The following is a 15,793-nucleotide window of genomic DNA, read 5'->3' as shown; positions in this document are numbered from 1 at the left end:
GCGCCAGCATGGAGGCGCCCGCCGGCAACGCGACCCGCATCCGCTCGCACGTCCAGGAGGACGCGATCGGCACCCCGCCGGACAGCCCGACCCTGGTGCCGGCGCAGCGGTATTACTCGCCGGCGTTCGCCGCGCTCGAGGTCGAGCGGATGTGGCCGAAGGTCTGGCAGCTCGCGTGCATGGTCGACCACGTCGCCGAGCCCGGCGACTATTTCGAGTACCGGTGCGGACCGTACGGCGTGCTGATCGTCCGCGGTGACGACGGGGCGCTGCGCGCCTTCCAGAACGCCTGCCGCCACCGCGGCAACTCGGTGTGCGTGGGCTCGGGCTCGGGGCTGCGCGAGCTCAAGTGCAGCTATCACGGCTGGACCTGGGACCTGGCCGGCACGCTCAAGCGAGTGCCCAACCGCAAGGGCTTCGGGTCGCTCAAGATGTCCGACTTCCCGTTGGTGCCGGTCCGGGTCGACACGTGGGAGGGACTCGTCTTCGTCAACCTCGACCTCAACGCGATGCCGTTGCTCGAGTACCTGGAGGCGGTGCCCGACGACATCGCCTGGTGCCGGCTCAGTGACTTCCGCTGCTACGCCACGCTGACCGTCGAGGTCGACGCCAACTGGAAGACCATCGCCGACGGGTACAGCGAGACCTACCACGTTCAGACGCTGCACCCGGAACTGCTGCGCTGCGTCGACGACATCCATGCGCCACAACAGATCTGGGGCCACACCGGCAAGTCCGACCAACCCTACGGCGTGCAGAGCCCTCGCTTTGACGGCGCGCTGAGTGATCAAGAGGTTTGGGACGCTTACGTGTACACGCAGGGCGCGCTGATGGGCGCCGCGGAAGGCACCCCCTTTCCCGCCGACGAGCGCCGGCCCGGGCAGACGGTCCAGGATCTGATCGCCGAACACACCCGGGCGTTTGCCGCCACTCGCGGGGTGGACCTCGATTGGGCCGACACGGACCGGATCACCCGCCTGCACCAATACAACGTCTTCCCGAACATGACGCTGCTGGCCAACGCCGACCACCTCACCGTCATGTGCTCGCGGCCCGGCCGCGACCCCGATCACGGCGAGCTGCTCATGTTCTTGATGACGCGGATGCCGCCGGGCGCGGCGCACGCCAAGCCGACCGACGTCCGGGTGACCGCCGGTGAGGCCGAGCCCGGCGTGGTGCTCACCCAGGACATCCAGGTGCTCGCCGGCCTGCAGCGCGGCATGCATCAACCCGGTTTCACCCACTTGGTGCTGTCCAGCGAGGAACGGCGCGTGATCAACATGCACTCCAACTTGGAGCGTTATCTGGACCTATCCCAGTCTGAGCGGATGACCGGCGACGCGGCGCGTCAATCGCCGCCAAGATAATTTGTGTAGACACGCCGTAATCGGTCCGATGCGATTTAGAATCCCTTTCGTGATGACCCCGTCAAACCCGTGGGGGGAAGACCGAGGGCAACTCGCGCATCACCTACAGATGCGATATCAACCACTCGCGCGAAGACGCGCGCGACGAATGTGCCACAACTTCGAGCGGGTCGGCGTCCGAACGGCGCCGGACCGCGTCCAGGAAATGCTGGCGGGTGCACCCCTTGCGGCTGACGAAGCGATGGACATCCATTTCGCGCTGATCGCACTGAAGTTCGAGCGGGAAACCCGCGCCGCGCGGTACAAGCGACTGAAGCGACAAGGCACCCGCTCACTGATGTTTGCCGGGTTGATCCTGGTGGTGTTGAACTTCCTGATGTGCATGGCCTACGGGCTGCTGAACCTGGCCGATCAGGGCGCGCCTCTCTAAGCCCCTCAGCGTGGGCGCCGTTGTCGTACGCGCCGACGATCGCCGCGGCGCGATCCCCGCAGGTCGAGCTTCATCGTCGCATCCATCGTGGCGCGCTGCTTGGCCGCTGGTTCTGGTGGCCGGGCGCGCTCCCCCGCCGGCATCGCCGCGGAAATGCCCGATTTGCAGCCGGTTCCGGTCCCTACTGGGGCGGGATTGCGACCGTAGACGGTATCCCGACCAGCACCCCTTCGACGTCGCCGTCGGCGCTGACCATCAGGCCGCGCCCCGGCGGCAGCGCTTGGGCGCGGACCGAGCGGTTGATCCGGTTTTGCGGATCGTTGTCCATATACAGCTGCGCGACCTTCGCCGAATTCTGGAACCTCATCCACGGATCCATCTGCAGCGTCGCCCAGTTCGCGCTGTTGCGCGTGGTGAACACGTGCAGGCCGATCTGTCGGGCCCGCTCCATCAGCTTCCACAGTGCCGCCCCCACCGGGGGTTTGGGTGGGTAGCTCTGATCCGGGCGCAGGTCTTGGACATCATCGATGAGCACGAAATGCCGGGCCCCTTCCCACGGCTTGAGCGCGCGCAGCTCTTCCTGGCTCAAACCCTTGGGGGGCAGTCGGGGCAGCAGGATCTGTTGCGCGAGTTCGGTTATCACCTCGTCGATCTCGTCTTGGTCATAGGCATACGCGCAGACATAGCCGGGCCCGCTGAGGTCCCGCAGGCCGTGCGGGGCTGTTTTCGGGTCGATGAGCGTCAGCTGCGCCTCCTCCGGGCTGAACCGGCTCATGATCGCCTCACCGATGGACACCAGCGAGAGGGTCTTGCCGCAGCCCTGCCTGCCCAGGATCATCAAGCCGGGGCTTTCCCGCAGCTTGAGCGGAACCGGTCCCAGCTCGTGGCGCTCGCCGATGGCGAACGCGATCGACAGGTCGTCCCCGCTCGGATGCGCCGCCTCGTACTCCAGAATCGCCCGCAACTCCACCCGCTGCGGAAGCCGTTGCAGGGTGGCATGTTTCGTCACACCCGCGACGTCAGCGATCCGTGTGCCGACGTCGACGATGTTCACCAGCGCGCCGGTGGCGGGATCGGCCAGCGCCGGGATCCCGACGCGCAGCTCGTGCAGGCTGTCCGTCAGCCCGAAGCCCGGACGGTTCAGCGTCCGCCGCGCGGCGTCCCGAGACTCGAGCGACGAATGCCCCATCTGGCTTTCGCTCGGGTCTGCGAGTCGCAATTGGATTCGGGCCGTGGCGTTTTGCAACAGGCTCTGCCGCTGACCGTGGATCCAGCCGCCGGCACTGCACATCACGTGCACGCCGTACTCGGGACCGCGGCTGCTCAGCGAGATGATGCGGTCCCCCAGGACGGTGTCTTTCGAGTACACGTCGTCGTAATCATCGACCACCACGAACACATCGCCGAACGGGTCGTTGGGGTCGGTACCGCCCAGCCCGTCGCTGCCCGGCGCGAAGCGGCGCTCGCGGAAGCCGTCGAGGTCGATTCGCAGCCGCCGGAACGAATCCTCGCGCGCGTCGATCAAGGCGTCCATGCTGCTCAAGATGCGCTCGATGCCCTCGGCGTCCTTCGGCGACACGATGTCGGTGACGTGCGGCAGCGACGCAACCTGGGCCAGGGTCGCGCCGCCGATGCAGAAGAACGTCACGCGCGCCGGGGTGTACATCGTTGCGGCCGAGGACATCAGCGTCATCAGGGTGGTCGTCTTGCCGCGCTGCTTGGCGCCCACCACGATGACGTTGCTGCGCAGCGCATCGACCGCGTGCACGACCTGCTTGGACTCCTCCGGGATGTCCATAACGCCCACCGGGAACATCAGCCCCGGGTTGTCGCCGTAATCGACGTGCCACGGCTTGCCCCGGTAGGCGGCCACCAGCGTATCGACGGGCTCGGGGTCCTCCAACGGCTCCAGCCAGGGCCGGCGTGGCGAGCGGTGCGGAACCTGGTGCAACGACTCCCGAAGCACGTCGACGATCTTCTTCCGCTTGAAACCGTCGTCGTGGTAGAGGAATTCGTCCGGTTCGGCGTCGACGGCGGCGGCGGCCTCCAACGCCGCGGCGTCCGACGCCTCGAGCGGTTGGTACTGCCAGTTGTACAGCCGCGGCTTGGTCAACGTCATGTCGACGGTGGTCGCCACTTCCTTGGCCTTCGGCACCACGAACGGCGCCGAGAGGTAGAAGCAGCGGAACGGCTCGAGGTCGCGCGGCCCCACCTTGAGCAGGGCGAAGCCGTTCTCCTTCGACGGCAGGTGGTAGGCGGCGTCCGATCCGATCACCTCGCGGCTGTCGTCACCGGACTCCGCGCGCAGCGCGATGCGGAACGCGATGTTGGACTTCACCTTCTGCAGCGACGACAGATCCAGGCGCTGCCCGCCCAGCATAAAGAAGACGTTGGCGCCGCGGCCCTCCTGGCCGATGTGGATGATCAGATTGATCCACTTCTCGTGATTGGCAAAGAGTTCCAGATACTCGTCGACGATGACGAGCAAGACGGGCACCGGCGGTAGGTCACGTCCGGCGAGCCGGATCTCCTCGTAGTCGTTGGCGTCGCGCGCGCCCACCGAGGTGAACAGCTCGTATCGCTGCTTGATCTCGCCGTCGATGACCCTGCGCATCCGTTCGGCCAGATGACGCTCGTCCTTGCCGAGGTTTGACAGCGCCGCCACCACGTGCGGAATGCCCAGGATGTCCTGCGCCGCCGATTCGAACTTCATGTCGACGAAGATGACGTTGAACGTCTCCGGCGAGTGCGTCAGCGCGATGCCGTAGACCAGGGAGAGAAAGAACTCCGACTTACCCGAGCCACTGGTGCCGATGACCACGGAGTGAAAGCCGAAGCCGCCGAAGTCTTTCGCGCGGATGATGATGTTCTGCAGCTCCCCGGTAGGTTTCGCGCCGACCGGGATCTCGCACCACCGCTCGTCGCCGCGGCCGCGCCGCTCGGCCCACAGCCGGTCGACGTCCAGCTCCCGCGGGTCGATGATGCCCAGTCCACGAAGCAACTCGGCGGCGCCGCCGGTCGAATCGGCGATCTCGCTGCGGCTTGTCGGTGACCACCGCGCCATCGCGCGCGCATACCGGTAGGCACGGTGAATGGACAGCTGGTCGGCATGGGCGAAGAACTTGCCGCGTACCCTCAGCAGGGGCGCCGGACGCCCGTCTTCGCCGTCGGTATCGAAGCTGTTCCGGCCGGATTTGACCTCACCGTTGACCGGTGAGCTGTGCCGCTCGGCCATCTCGAAGACCTGGTCCTGCGCGAAACCCACGCCGGTCCCCACCCGGGATGCGATGCGCAGCAGGGTTATCCCCGCCTTACCGACCTGGCCGACCACGCTCTCCCACGCGTCGGGGCTGCCGGTGTTGTCGTCGACGATCACCAGGTGCGGCCCCAGATCGACGGTGGCGGCGCCGGTTTCCAGCGCCGACCCCATAGCGGTCGGGCTGGCCGCCGCCAGCGGCGTCCACGCGCCGCGCTTTCCTTTCATGTGCAGCTCGGCGCCGAGAGTCTCCTCCAGCTCCTCCGGCGTGGCGAACACCAGGCGCCGCCAGCCACACGCGTCGAACAGCTCGTCGTGCAGGTTGTGCGGCAGCCAGACCATCCACGACCACACCTCGGGATTGCGGGTGACCACCATCAATTTCACGTCGCGCGGGTTGTGGAAGACCGCCAGCGAGCACAACACCGATCGCATCAGCGAGCGCAACCGGTCCAGATCTTCGCCGACGAAGCTGAAGCCCGGCGCCGATCGCAAGTTGACCACCTTGGCGATGTCGCGAATCTTTCGCTGCTCCAAGATGAAATCGCGTAGCGCCTGACCGGTGACGGGCTCGAGCTCCTCATCGGAGGGGATATCGGGCCAGGTCACCGACAGGACCGAGTCGGGGGCGTGCTGCACACCCGTGCCGAGCCGCACCTCCAGGAAATCCATGTCGCCGCGCCCGCGTTCCCACATCCGCGGGCCGCCGATGATCGCTCCCAGCCCGCGTGGATCCGAGTGGACCGCGTTCTGCCATTCACGCTGCGCACAGACCGCGGTCTGAATCTCGTCGCGGTTGCTGTCGAGGTCGCGCAGATAGCGGCGGCGGCCCTTTTCCATTTCGCCCCAGGTGATCTTGCGCGCCCGCCCGAAGCGTCCGGAGAACGCCAGCATGCTGAACGCGCCGATACCCATCAAGGGGAAGAAGCCGGTGGACAGGCTGCGCACCCCGGACACGTAGAGCATGACGATGGTGCCGATCAGGGCCACGATCAGCGCCGGCACCCCGATCATCACCCAGATGTTGCGGGGCTCTCGCTCCGGCAGCGCGATCGGCGCATTCGGTGCTACCCGAACGGGTTTCGGCGGTTCGATCTTGACCCGATTGATGGGAAACGCTTTCTTGCTCATCCCTAGCCTCCCGCCTTCGCCGACGTCGTCACCGCAGCCGCCTTGCCGAGTGCCGGCACGGTGTCGCGAGCCACGAGCGCCGCCTCCCGTGACAAGGCCGGGCCCGCAGCGAAAGTCCGCAGCAACGGCCACGGCGCCTGCACCGCCGCGGCCGGATCGAGCCCGAGCGCACGCATCGTGTCGTCGTTGGCGGCGATGCCGAACCGCACGCCGTTGTCAGACACCCAGAACAATGCTTCGCGGGAATCGGAAGTGATCACCCCGCTGGTGGAGGTGACGAAGTTGGCCGCCCCCGGCAGCACCAACACCTGGTTGGCGACCACCGACGCCGGGTCACGGTCGTCCCGCACCAGGTGCACGATCCGGTCGTCCAGGTACGAGTACACCGGCAGGCCCCGCCCGTTGTAGATGACGACGCGGGCCTGCGGATCCGTCGAACCCTTCTCCCAGCCGACACAGGTGGTTGGATTCGCCGCGGTGTCAACGAAATTCAGGCGTTTGGTCGGGTAGTAGTCGACGGGCAGCGAGTTCACCTGGGGGATGTTGACCAGCACGTCGGGGGTCACCATGCGGGGCGCTGTCGACCCGTAGGAGTTGGCGCTGCGGAGCAGGTCGGCGACGAAGCTGGTGATCTTCTGCACCCCGTCGGGCAGCAGCACGTAGAACTGCTTGCCACCGCCGGCGGTTTGGGCCTGCAACACCGCACCGACTTGCGAGCCCGAGACCCACGTCGACGGCGCGCCCGCCTGGGGTACGTCCGGGACCCGCAGCGGTTCGGTCGCGGGCAACCCGTCGTATAGGGCGCGCGAAATCTCAACCGGCGACGTCACACCCGGGTCCAGCCCCAGGCTCAAGGTGATCGCTCTGCTGGCCGGATCGACCTGCGAGCGTTTGCCGCCCCAGATCACGTACGTGTTGCCCTCAAACGTCACCAACAACCCCGCGTCATCGGCCAGCGGTGCCGCGCGGCCGCCGCCGTTGAGCGTGCCCCCAATCGACGTGACGACCGGCTTGTCCCCGCTGCGCGGCCGCCCGGCCGTGTCACACACGGCCCACGCCGAAATCGCGCCGCGGTTCACCGGCATCGCCGACGGCGCGCCCGGGATACCTATCAGCGGCCCGGTCGGATACTTCGCGATCTCACTGCGCTTCACCCACGTCGGTTGGTTGGCCGTGCCGGTAGCCAGCCGGGCGGACGTCAGGTTCAGGGCCGGATAGAGCCGGCCATCGATGCGGGCGTAGATCGCGCCGGAGTCACGGTCGCCGATGATCGATGAGTCACCAACGGCGCCAGTGGGTTTCAGTACGTTGAGCAACAGCATCCACCCGGCGCCGATGGCTACCAACAAGATCGACAGCATCAACGCGGCGGTCTGCTTGCGGTCGTCGTGTTTCATACGGACCGAGAACCGGGTGGTCGCCGCCCGCAGCCGTCGGTTGTAGAAGAGGTGACCGGAATTCTGGTCGCGGTTCGACAGACTCAGCGGCATGCTCAATACCCCTTAGGTGATCGGCGAGGATCGGCCTGCTGAATCCGATCAGCCAAGTTCGACGCGTCAGCGGCGACGCCGTAATGGCCCATCGCATAGTTGATGAACGCGCACGCCTGCGCCACCAGATTGTGGATGTCGCGCGACGTCCCCGGCTCGTGATAGGCCGCGAACGTTGGCCCGATGAACTGCCAGGCGCCCTTGCTCGGGGTGCCCCGTGCCGCGTTCGAATCCCAGCGGTTGACCGCGTCGGCGTTGTAGTTGGACTCGCGGCGAGCCACCAGATCCATGCCGCGCTCCCAGCGGGCACGCGCCGCCGGGTCGTGAATTCCCTTGATATTCAAGGCTTTGCGGATCGCGGCGATGATCGCCTGGTGGCCGCTGCCCTGGCCGTCCCCCATCGTCCGCCTTTTTCGGTAGCGCAGACGCCGCAGCCGCAGCGCCCTGAGGCGTGCCCGTCGGCGCGCGTTCAGGATGTGCCGGTGCTGGCTGCGCAACCTGGCCGCCATCCGGGCCATCGCCTCGCGCCGCGCCATCGGCGTATCGGCGGCCCGTGTTGCGTCGGCCTTGGCGTCTTCCAGGACCGCCCGGGTTGCCGTCCTTGTGTGCGCGTGGTCTCTATGCGCCGCCGCCAGGATCTGTGCGAGGGCGCTATCGATGTCGTTGCTCCGGCGTAGCTCGTTGATTGCGCTCGTCGACCGCGCTGCAGCGGCGGTGGGAAGGCCGCCGCGGGCATCGTTGGCCAGGTGTTCGGGCGCACCGGCTATGGGGGCGCTGCCGACGTCGCCAGCCAACAGACTGTGGCCGCGCGACAACGCTGCCACCGCATGGATCATGAGCGGATCGGTCAACGCCTTCCCCGCTCTAACCCGCGTCTGCGCCCCCTCGGCGCCGCATCCGTTCCGGACACTCGAGCTGTTACTCCCACACCCTTAGGCCGCGAAAATTCGTATCAACAGCATGCACGAATCCGCAGTTCCACTGTCAATAACGAGGAACCCGATACGGCAGCGGCCGGCTTGACACTACTGCCATGCGCGTGGCCCGACCACTCACCTTCCAGCGTCGTGGGAATGGCGCACCGGCCGCGCTATTCCGTTGCCTCGTCCTCGGTCGGCATGATCACGATTCGCCGATTGGGCCGGTTGGTGACCACGGTGGGCTTCTCCTCGCCGGGTTTGGGACCCGGGGCGCCCGGCGGCATGGTCAGCCGGCCCTTGACGGGCTGACCGTTGGGCACGCCCGGCGCCGATATGCGCTTCTCGGGCGGCTTGTCTTTATTGCCCCCCTCGCCCCCGTGGCCCATGGCCCCCGGCGGCATCATCCCCATACCCCCCATACCGGTCTGCCCCGGCGCGGCCGGCGCGCCACTAACCGGTGGCGTCATGGCCGCCTTGGCCGCCCCGGCAGGAGTCGTGGGCGGGGACGAGGTTGGCACTGGAGGCGGACCCAGAGAACTGGCCGGAGTGGTGCCGCCGCCGAGGCCTCCGCCCCCACCCGAGCCCGAGCCGCCGCCCAGCCCGGTGCCTGGGCCGACGCTGTCGACGAGCTGCGGGTCGCTCGCGAGGGCACTGGCCCTGTTGGCGCCCTGAACTGCGCTCATCAGCGGCTGGATGGCGCTTTGGCCGGCCTGCATCGCCTGCTGTGGCAGCTGCGTCAGCGGCCCCATGATGCCGCCGACCGCGCCGCCGAGGGCGCCGGTGATGCTTTGCAGCATCTGCTGCATCATCTGCGGGGCTTGTTGACCGACATTTTGCATCTGCTGTGCCGAATCAGCTTCATTCGCAGGGAATTTCGCGGCGGCATCGGCGGCATGGGCGCGACGGTCCGCGTCTGCGGCGGCCGCGTCCGCTGCGTCCTTCGGCACGCCGGCGTTGCCGGCGGAATGCAGCAATCCCTGGCCGATGTCGGCGGGGGCGGTTCCGCCCACGGACGCGGGAAACGGCATAGGCGGTGGCGCTTCCGGCGCGCCGACCAGCCCGCCCAATACGGCAGGAGCGCTCTTGATGGTGCCGCCGCCGGTCATAGCCTCACCTCCACCCCGCTTGTAGAACTACCTGGTGCAAACCGCGGCACCCGATTGGCTATCGCACCATTTTGACACCAGTCCCCTGTGATCGGTATTCACGTCGTTTCCGGCAGCGGCCGCAGGCTTGTGAACGCCCTATCCGCCTCCCTGATGGCTGATTACGTCGAACCACGCCATGTGGTAATTCGCGAGGTACTCATGCCCATCGATCAGGGCCTCGATTGCCGCGAGCAGCATCCAATCCCCGACGGCAGCTGCGTCGTGATCTGGGTATGCCGTCAGCACCGAATCTCGAACCTCGGCAATGCAACTGCGCAAAAGCTCAGTTTCGTTTTCAAGCACACCGGTATTCCGCACGGCCGGCGCGGCGATAGCTTGCGCAATTCGCGGCAGACCGTCGCGACGACGCACGGCTTGCACTAGGGCTGGCCCAAGTTCGTCGACATGTGGTGCGGCCGACCGGGCCGGTCGATCGCCGCTCAGCGTGGGAGCCTCGGGGTCCGATTCGGCCACGTAGGTGTTGTGCTCGTGAGCGGCGGCAACCACGACGGCTCCTAGCAAGTCCACCACACTCGCATCGCGGCGTCGTGCGGTTGGTTCGAGCAGGGTTACATGCGCCGGCAGTTTCACGTGGGGCGGGATCCATCCGCTAGCGAGGTCCGTGACCAGCAGAGTGGTAGTGCCATCGTCTCGCAGACCGGCCGCCCACCAAACTCGCGGCTCTTGGCGAGCCACCGCATCGACGAGGCGCTGCAAACGCTGTTGCTCGGCAGCCCTACTCGACACCACGCCGGCCGTCGCACCGGTTGCCGCGGACATGGCTGATGCTCCGACCATGCTCGACGAGTTCGCGCCTGCCTGCCCGGCCGCGGCTCCGCGTTCGACCGGAGAGACCAGCGGGCCGCCCGCGGATGTGGACGAACTCGCCGAGGGTGCCACCGGCGCGCCCGAGACCGGCCCGGTCGGGACCGTCGGCATCGCAGGCGGCGCCGTGACCGGCGGCCGCAGGTCAGAGCCATAGGCGGGCAATGAGCCTGCAGGGACACTCGTACTACCAGCTACAGGTGCTGCCGACCCGGACCATGCACCCCCCGTCACTACCGGTGTTACAGGAGCGGTTCCGCCTGCGGCCGGTGGTGCGGAGGCGGCCGGCGGTGGTGTGTCGACCGGAGCGCTCGCCGGTATGACAACCCCGGCACTAGGTGCGGTCGGCGCCACAGGCGGCGCCTCCACCGGCGCCCCGGGTTGAGGAGGTGTCCCCGCTCCGGATTCCATCGCGTTTATCGCGCCGGACGACAATCCTTGCGCGGCGGCGCCTGCCGGTTGGCCCGTCGCCATTCCAGACGCGAACGATTGCGCCAAGTTGGGCGTGCCTTGGCCGAGGCCGGCGGGGGACATGGTCATTGGGCTTCCTGAGACACCTGGCATACCGGGCGAAACGGTTCCGCCACTGCCGGGTACTTGGACCCCAGGCGATGGCGCGACCGCTGGGCCAGCTGGTACGGACCCGCCCCCAAATCCTGACCCGAAATTGCCGCTGCCCGGCGCCGGTGCATTAGGCGCTGAACCGCCTCCAAAGCCAGTCGGCGACACTCTCGGCAGGTGACCGTGCGGCGAAAGCGCATTGGTCACAGAACCGCCGCCGACGGACAGTGGGGTAGACGACCCTAGATCCTCCTGGGTGATCGGGCGCGGCGAGGAAGGATTCTCGACATTGAAGCCCTGTTCACGCGCCCACATCCGGGCGTCGCTACCAACACCTTCAGCATCAAAGATCTTTTGGGTCGCCGTCATGAGTTTGTCAACCGCGTTCATGCTCGCGTTGGCCGCATCACCATTGCATCGCAACTGGACGGCCTGGACTTCCGCTACTTGCTCCGGCAGCGACTTTTTTGACGCAAGAATCTCATCTATCTCTCTATTGCCCGAATTCGCTATGTCCGCCAACCGACTTCGTAGATAGTCGATGGCATCAGCCCCCGCGTTGAAGGCTCCTGCCTTTGACTGGTACTTCTCAGCAAGATCTAAGTGAAATTTTTCGCCTTGTTGGTATCGCGATATCAGATCGTCCGCCGTCCGGCCCTGATTATGCGCCGCAATCATGGTCCACTGACTGCGCAGATCCTGAGAAAATAGCTGCTGCTCGGCACACACCTGGCTCCAGTGTTGAGCACCGGCACGCAGGGCAGTCGATGGTGCGGGCCACCACGGCCCGATTAGCGCCGCTGTCCATTTACCGGGCGGGAGGTCAACCGCCACCGAATACCCTCATCGCGGAATCCTCTGCGGTCGCACGATTAAGTGCACGTTGTTCTTCCGTTTCAGCCGCGTCTTGACGCGGGCCGTGGCCCCGGCCTGCAGAGAGAGTCTGACCAATTCAGGGCGTTCGGCGGGGCGGGCGTCCCGTCACCAAGCCTCCACGACTGGTTCCTCACCATGCCCCTCCTCGCGGTCGCGGAACCCAGCTAAACACTGACCCCCGATTATGCGTGCCCCCTCCACTCCATAGTGGAGCAAGGAACCGCGGACCAAGCAATTCACCGGATACCGCAGCTGCTGGCGTCTAGCGACTACTATTCAGGCCCCGAAGCAAGGTCCTGATTGCCCGGAGCGGCCGCATCTTCAAGCGGCTCGAGCTCTAACTCGCGTCCGGGAACCGAACCATCGGACGCTATCGGTCCTATTGACGGTCAAGCATGGAGCTATACGCCAAGTCTCGGATAGCTCTGGATGCGCCCGACGTTGGCACCGGGGTCGTTGTTTCAAACATGCCCGGCTGAGTAAAACGATCCGTGCGTTTGGGACCGTCGGTCACCCGCCGCCGCAAACCCTTTTCATCGCAACGTCTTTGTTGTTGACGTCACTGATCGTTGACTGCCATATGGGATCGTCGCGCTGCTGAACTGTGGCGGCTATAGCTTGAGAATTGCTGTAAGCCTCAGCGAGCGCGAGTGCGGCATCTCGATCGCCAGGCGGGATTGCCGGATTCGTACTCACAGCGTGCTCCAGCATTACTGCTCCATTGACAACCGCAATGCCCGACAACGCCGGGTTGTCGCCGTTAGTTTCTATCTGAACGGCCCGTGCCGCCAAGTTATAGGTCTCGCAAAGCTTTTTGTGCGCGGCGACGCTTTGCTCTGCCGTAAACGTGGGCGCCGCGGACGTGGTTGCGGGTCCTGTCGCGGAGTCATTCGTAGACCGGGTTGAGGCCACAACTAAGGCAACAGCGCTGAGCAGAACGGCAATCAATGCCAAGCCGATCGCTGGCCACGTGCGTGGACCTCGTATGGGCTGAGTGGGATAAGCCGGCTGCCATTGAGCTGGTGGCGGGCCCCCTGGTTCCCCGCCGAAGTTCGGAGGCAAATCCCCCATGCAGCCCTCCTCACATCGTCTAACACCTTGGAAGCCGTTCTCCTGAATTATCCACGTGCGTGGCGTGTCAACGCTGAAATGGCGGCGCAAATGCGGCACTGACCACTCGTACAAAGACCTGGAGCGCCATAACCATTGGCGCATCGAAGGGCTACATAGTCGACCAGCTCGGAAGCCGTGTTACCTCGGGTCGCCGCGCGATCGGACCCTCAGACTCGCGGCGTCGCCACACCGGAAACCGGTAGCACCGCCCGCATCTCGCCGGCGTTGTGCTGATCCATGCTGGTGAACCCCTTGGCCGCGTAGTGAGCCTTGGCGCCAACGTCGGTCAGCGTCTGCCGGTGGCCCTGCAGGCTCTGCACGTGCTGCGTGTGGGCGGTGGCGGCCGCCTCGTGAAAAGCATCGGCGGCGGCGAAGTCACCGAACATTCCCGACGAAAGCGGTCCGCGCGCAAGCTGGTCAGCTCCGTCTTGAGCATGCCCACCCGCGCGATGCGATTCGTTGCCTCCGGAGTGCAGAAGGTCTGTGTCAACGAACATCGCCACCCCTTCCTGGTCGACCGCGACGACAGATGCATGCCTAGTCAAGCCGCTCTTGGCCACGCTAAATACCCCAAGGGCTGTGGTCAATTCACCTTGGCTCTACGCCACCGCCTCATAACGCGCTAGCGCCATCGGCGAGACCGTCGCCGTCGGAATCGGTCAGCCGCACGTTCCACTTGCCGTCACCGTCGGTGTCGACATATTCGGTGGCGCCGCCCTCATCGGTGCACAGCAACCGGTCGGCCACACCGTCGCCATCGGTATCGAACAGCCGGTCATCGGCCGTGCCGTGGCCATCGAAATCGATCAAGGGGCCGCCGGTGTGCTCGACGCCATCGAGGCCGAACCACCGCAGTGGTCGGCCCTGCTCCGAGGCCACCCCCCACGTCCCGGATCCGTCATCGGTGAAGTACGCCTCGGGAGTGCCGTCGTTGTCGAGGTCGAGCACCGCGTGATCGGCGATGCCGTCGCCATCAAGATCGGCGAATGCGTCGTCGTGCAGCCCATCGCCATCGAAGTCCAGCCCGAAAGCATCGAGCCGGCCGTCGCCATCAAGGTCGAGGTCCAGTTCGCGGTGCCAGATAGACGCCGTGCCGTCGTCGCCAGCCATGCAGTAGTCCATGCACGATCGGACGCGCGACCACCGCTACGGGTTCCCGCGCGAGCGCCACCAGTCCAGCAGTTCCGCGGTCGCCTCATCGGTGGTCAACGGCCCCCGCTCCAACCGCAGCTCTTTCAGGAAGCGCCATGCCTCCCCGACTTGCGGACCCGCGGGAATGCCTAACAACTGCATGATCTGATTGCCGTCGAGGTCGGGCCGCACCCGCGCCAAATCCTCCTGGGCGGCCAGCTCGGCGATCCGCGCCTCCAGCCGGTCATAGCTGGCCTGCAGCCGCGCGGCCCGGCGCTTGTTGCGGGTGGTGCAGTCGGCCCGCACCAGTTTGTGCAGCCGAGGCAGCAGCGGCCCGGCATCGGTGACGTAGCGGCGCACCGCGGAATCGGTCCACTTCCCCTCGCCGTAGCCATGGAATCGCAGATGCAGATACACCAGTTGGGAGACGTCCCCGACCATCTGCTTGGAATACTGCAACGCCCGCAACCGCTTTCGGGCCATCTTGGCGCCGACGACTTCGTGGTGGTGGAAACTCACGCCGCCGTTGGCTTCGTGTCGTCTGGTGGCCGGTTTACCGATGTCATGCAGCAGCGCGGCCCAGCGCAGCACCAGGTCCGGGCCGTCGTCCTCCAGCGCGATCGCCTGCCGCAGCACCGTCAGCGAATGCTGATAAACGTCCTTGTGCTGGTGATGTTCGTCGATCGCCATCTGCATGCCGCCGACCTCGGGCAGCACCACCTCGCCCATGCCGGTCTGCACCAGTAGATCGATGCCGGACACCGGGTCGTCGCCCAGCAGCAGCTTGTCCAACTCGGCGGCCACCCGCTCGGCGCTGATCCGTCCGAGCTCGGGGGCCATGGTCTCAATCGCGTCGCGGACCCGCGGTGCGACGGCGAAGCCGAGTTGCGACACGAACCGCGCCGCCCGCAACATCCGCAAGGGGTCGTCGCCGAAGGACACCGACGGGGCCGCCGGGGTGTCGAGCACCCGCTCGCGCAGGCTCACCAAACCGCCGAGGGGATCTAGGAATTCACCCGGACCGTCCGGCGTGATGCGCACGGCCATCGCGTTGGCGGTGAAGTCACGGCGCACCAGATCGTCGTCGAGTCGCCGGCCGAATTGCACCTCCGGCTTCCGCGATACCTGGTCATAGGCGTCGGCTCGGAACGTGGTGATCTCCAACCGATGGCCGTCCTTGCCCACACCGACGGTGCCGAAGTCGATGCCGGTGTCCCACATGTTGTCGGCCCATCGCCGCAAGATCTGCTGGACCTGCTCGGGGTAGGCGTCGGTGGTGAAGTCCAAGTCGGGACTCAGCCTGCCCAGCACGGCATCTCGCACCGAACCCCCGACGAGGTACAACTCGTGTCCCGCAGCGCCAAACGCCGAGCCCAACTCGCGCAGCATGGGCGCGTGTTGATTCAGGGCAACCGCGGCGGCGGCCAGCAGCTCCACGTCGGGTTCGGACACGTTCGGTCAGCCTAGTCGGCGGCGCCGAACAGGACGGCGCTGCGCCATCGCGCGCCCCGCCAGCGGCGAGTATGTCCTGGGAGAAAATGCCGT

11 protein-coding genes are annotated in these 15,793 nt (G+C 66.4%); 2 read left to right on the top strand and 9 right to left on the bottom strand.

Annotated features, from left to right (window positions below):
• The first annotated feature begins 8 nt into the window (after nt 1-8).
• Together KXD96_RS03715 and KXD96_RS03710 are read left to right on the top strand one after the other, a co-directional pair.
• Complete coding sequence (locus KXD96_RS03715) at nt 9-1,367, top strand: aromatic ring-hydroxylating dioxygenase subunit alpha (protein ID WP_260742998.1); 1,359 nt, start codon at nt 9-11, stop codon at nt 1,365-1,367.
• A 148-nt stretch (nt 1,368-1,515) separates the two neighbouring features.
• Nucleotides 1,516-1,797 (top strand): hypothetical protein, encoded by a 282-nt coding sequence (locus tag KXD96_RS03710; RefSeq protein WP_260742997.1) that lies wholly within the window; start codon nt 1,516-1,518, stop codon nt 1,795-1,797.
• 181 nt (nt 1,798-1,978) lie between these two features.
• On the opposite strand, the gene eccCa is transcribed toward KXD96_RS03710, so the two are convergent.
• The 9 genes from eccCa to KXD96_RS03665 all read right to left on the bottom strand — a co-directional run bounded on the left by eccCa (nt 1,979) and on the right by KXD96_RS03665 (nt 15,700).
• Nucleotides 1,979-6,184: a type VII secretion protein EccCa gene (gene eccCa, locus KXD96_RS03705; RefSeq protein ID WP_260742995.1), complete on the bottom strand. Its 4,206-nt coding sequence runs from the start codon at nt 6,182-6,184 to the stop codon at nt 1,979-1,981.
• A gap of 2 nt (nt 6,185-6,186) precedes the next feature.
• Nucleotides 6,187-7,674 carry a type VII secretion protein EccB gene (eccB, locus tag KXD96_RS03700; protein WP_260742993.1) on the bottom strand — a complete coding sequence of 496 codons (1,488 nt, stop codon included), beginning with the start codon at nt 7,672-7,674 and terminating at the stop codon, nt 6,187-6,189.
• A 2-nt stretch (nt 7,675-7,676) separates the two neighbouring features.
• A complete protein-coding gene (locus KXD96_RS03695; RefSeq protein ID WP_260745190.1) occupies nt 7,677-8,510 on the bottom strand; it encodes a transglycosylase in 834 nt (277 codons plus the stop codon).
• Between the two features lie 254 nt (nt 8,511-8,764).
• A complete protein-coding gene (locus KXD96_RS03690) occupies nt 8,765-9,700 on the bottom strand; it encodes a hypothetical protein (protein ID WP_260742992.1) in 936 nt (311 codons plus the stop codon).
• A 138-nt stretch (nt 9,701-9,838) separates the two neighbouring features.
• Nucleotides 9,839-11,962: a DUF5631 domain-containing protein gene (locus KXD96_RS28710; RefSeq protein WP_260742991.1), complete on the bottom strand. Its 2,124-nt coding sequence runs from the start codon at nt 11,960-11,962 to the stop codon at nt 9,839-9,841.
• Between the two features lie 552 nt (nt 11,963-12,514).
• Complete coding sequence (locus KXD96_RS03680; protein WP_260742990.1) at nt 12,515-13,075, bottom strand: hypothetical protein; 561 nt, start codon at nt 13,073-13,075, stop codon at nt 12,515-12,517.
• Between the two features lie 209 nt (nt 13,076-13,284).
• Nucleotides 13,285-13,614, bottom strand: a complete 330-nt coding sequence (locus KXD96_RS03675) for a DUF2563 family protein (RefSeq protein ID WP_260742989.1) — start codon at nt 13,612-13,614, stop codon at nt 13,285-13,287.
• 115 nt (nt 13,615-13,729) lie between these two features.
• Nucleotides 13,730-14,239: a pullulanase gene (locus tag KXD96_RS03670; RefSeq protein ID WP_260742988.1), complete on the bottom strand. Its 510-nt coding sequence runs from the start codon at nt 14,237-14,239 to the stop codon at nt 13,730-13,732.
• 24 nt (nt 14,240-14,263) lie between these two features.
• A complete protein-coding gene (locus KXD96_RS03665) occupies nt 14,264-15,700 on the bottom strand; it encodes a CCA tRNA nucleotidyltransferase (protein WP_260742987.1) in 1,437 nt (478 codons plus the stop codon).
• Nucleotides 15,701-15,793 lie beyond the last annotated feature (93 nt).

It is taken from the genome of Mycobacterium sp. SMC-2 (assembly GCF_025263485.1).
Taxonomy (GTDB): domain Bacteria; phylum Actinomycetota; class Actinomycetes; order Mycobacteriales; family Mycobacteriaceae; genus Mycobacterium.
This window is presented reverse-complemented; position numbering and strand designations above follow the sequence as displayed.

Coding starts and splice junctions, on each gene's coding strand:
- KXD96_RS03715 (WP_260742998.1), top strand. CDS start 9: ATGGAGGCGCCCGCCGGCAACGCGACCCGCATCCGCTCGCACGTCCAG.
- KXD96_RS03710 (WP_260742997.1), top strand. CDS start 1,516: ATGTGCCACAACTTCGAGCGGGTCGGCGTCCGAACGGCGCCGGACCGC.
- eccCa (WP_260742995.1), bottom strand. CDS start 6,184: ATGAGCAAGAAAGCGTTTCCCATCAATCGGGTCAAGATCGAACCGCCG.
- eccB (WP_260742993.1), bottom strand. CDS start 7,674: ATGCCGCTGAGTCTGTCGAACCGCGACCAGAATTCCGGTCACCTCTTC.
- KXD96_RS03695 (WP_260745190.1), bottom strand. CDS start 8,510: ATGATCCATGCGGTGGCAGCGTTGTCGCGCGGCCACAGTCTGTTGGCT.
- KXD96_RS03690 (WP_260742992.1), bottom strand. CDS start 9,700: ATGACCGGCGGCGGCACCATCAAGAGCGCTCCTGCCGTATTGGGCGGG.
- KXD96_RS03680 (WP_260742990.1), bottom strand. CDS start 13,075: ATGGGGGATTTGCCTCCGAACTTCGGCGGGGAACCAGGGGGCCCGCCA.
- KXD96_RS03675 (WP_260742989.1), bottom strand. CDS start 13,614: ATGTTCGTTGACACAGACCTTCTGCACTCCGGAGGCAACGAATCGCAT.
- KXD96_RS03670 (WP_260742988.1), bottom strand. CDS start 14,239: ATGGACTACTGCATGGCTGGCGACGACGGCACGGCGTCTATCTGGCAC.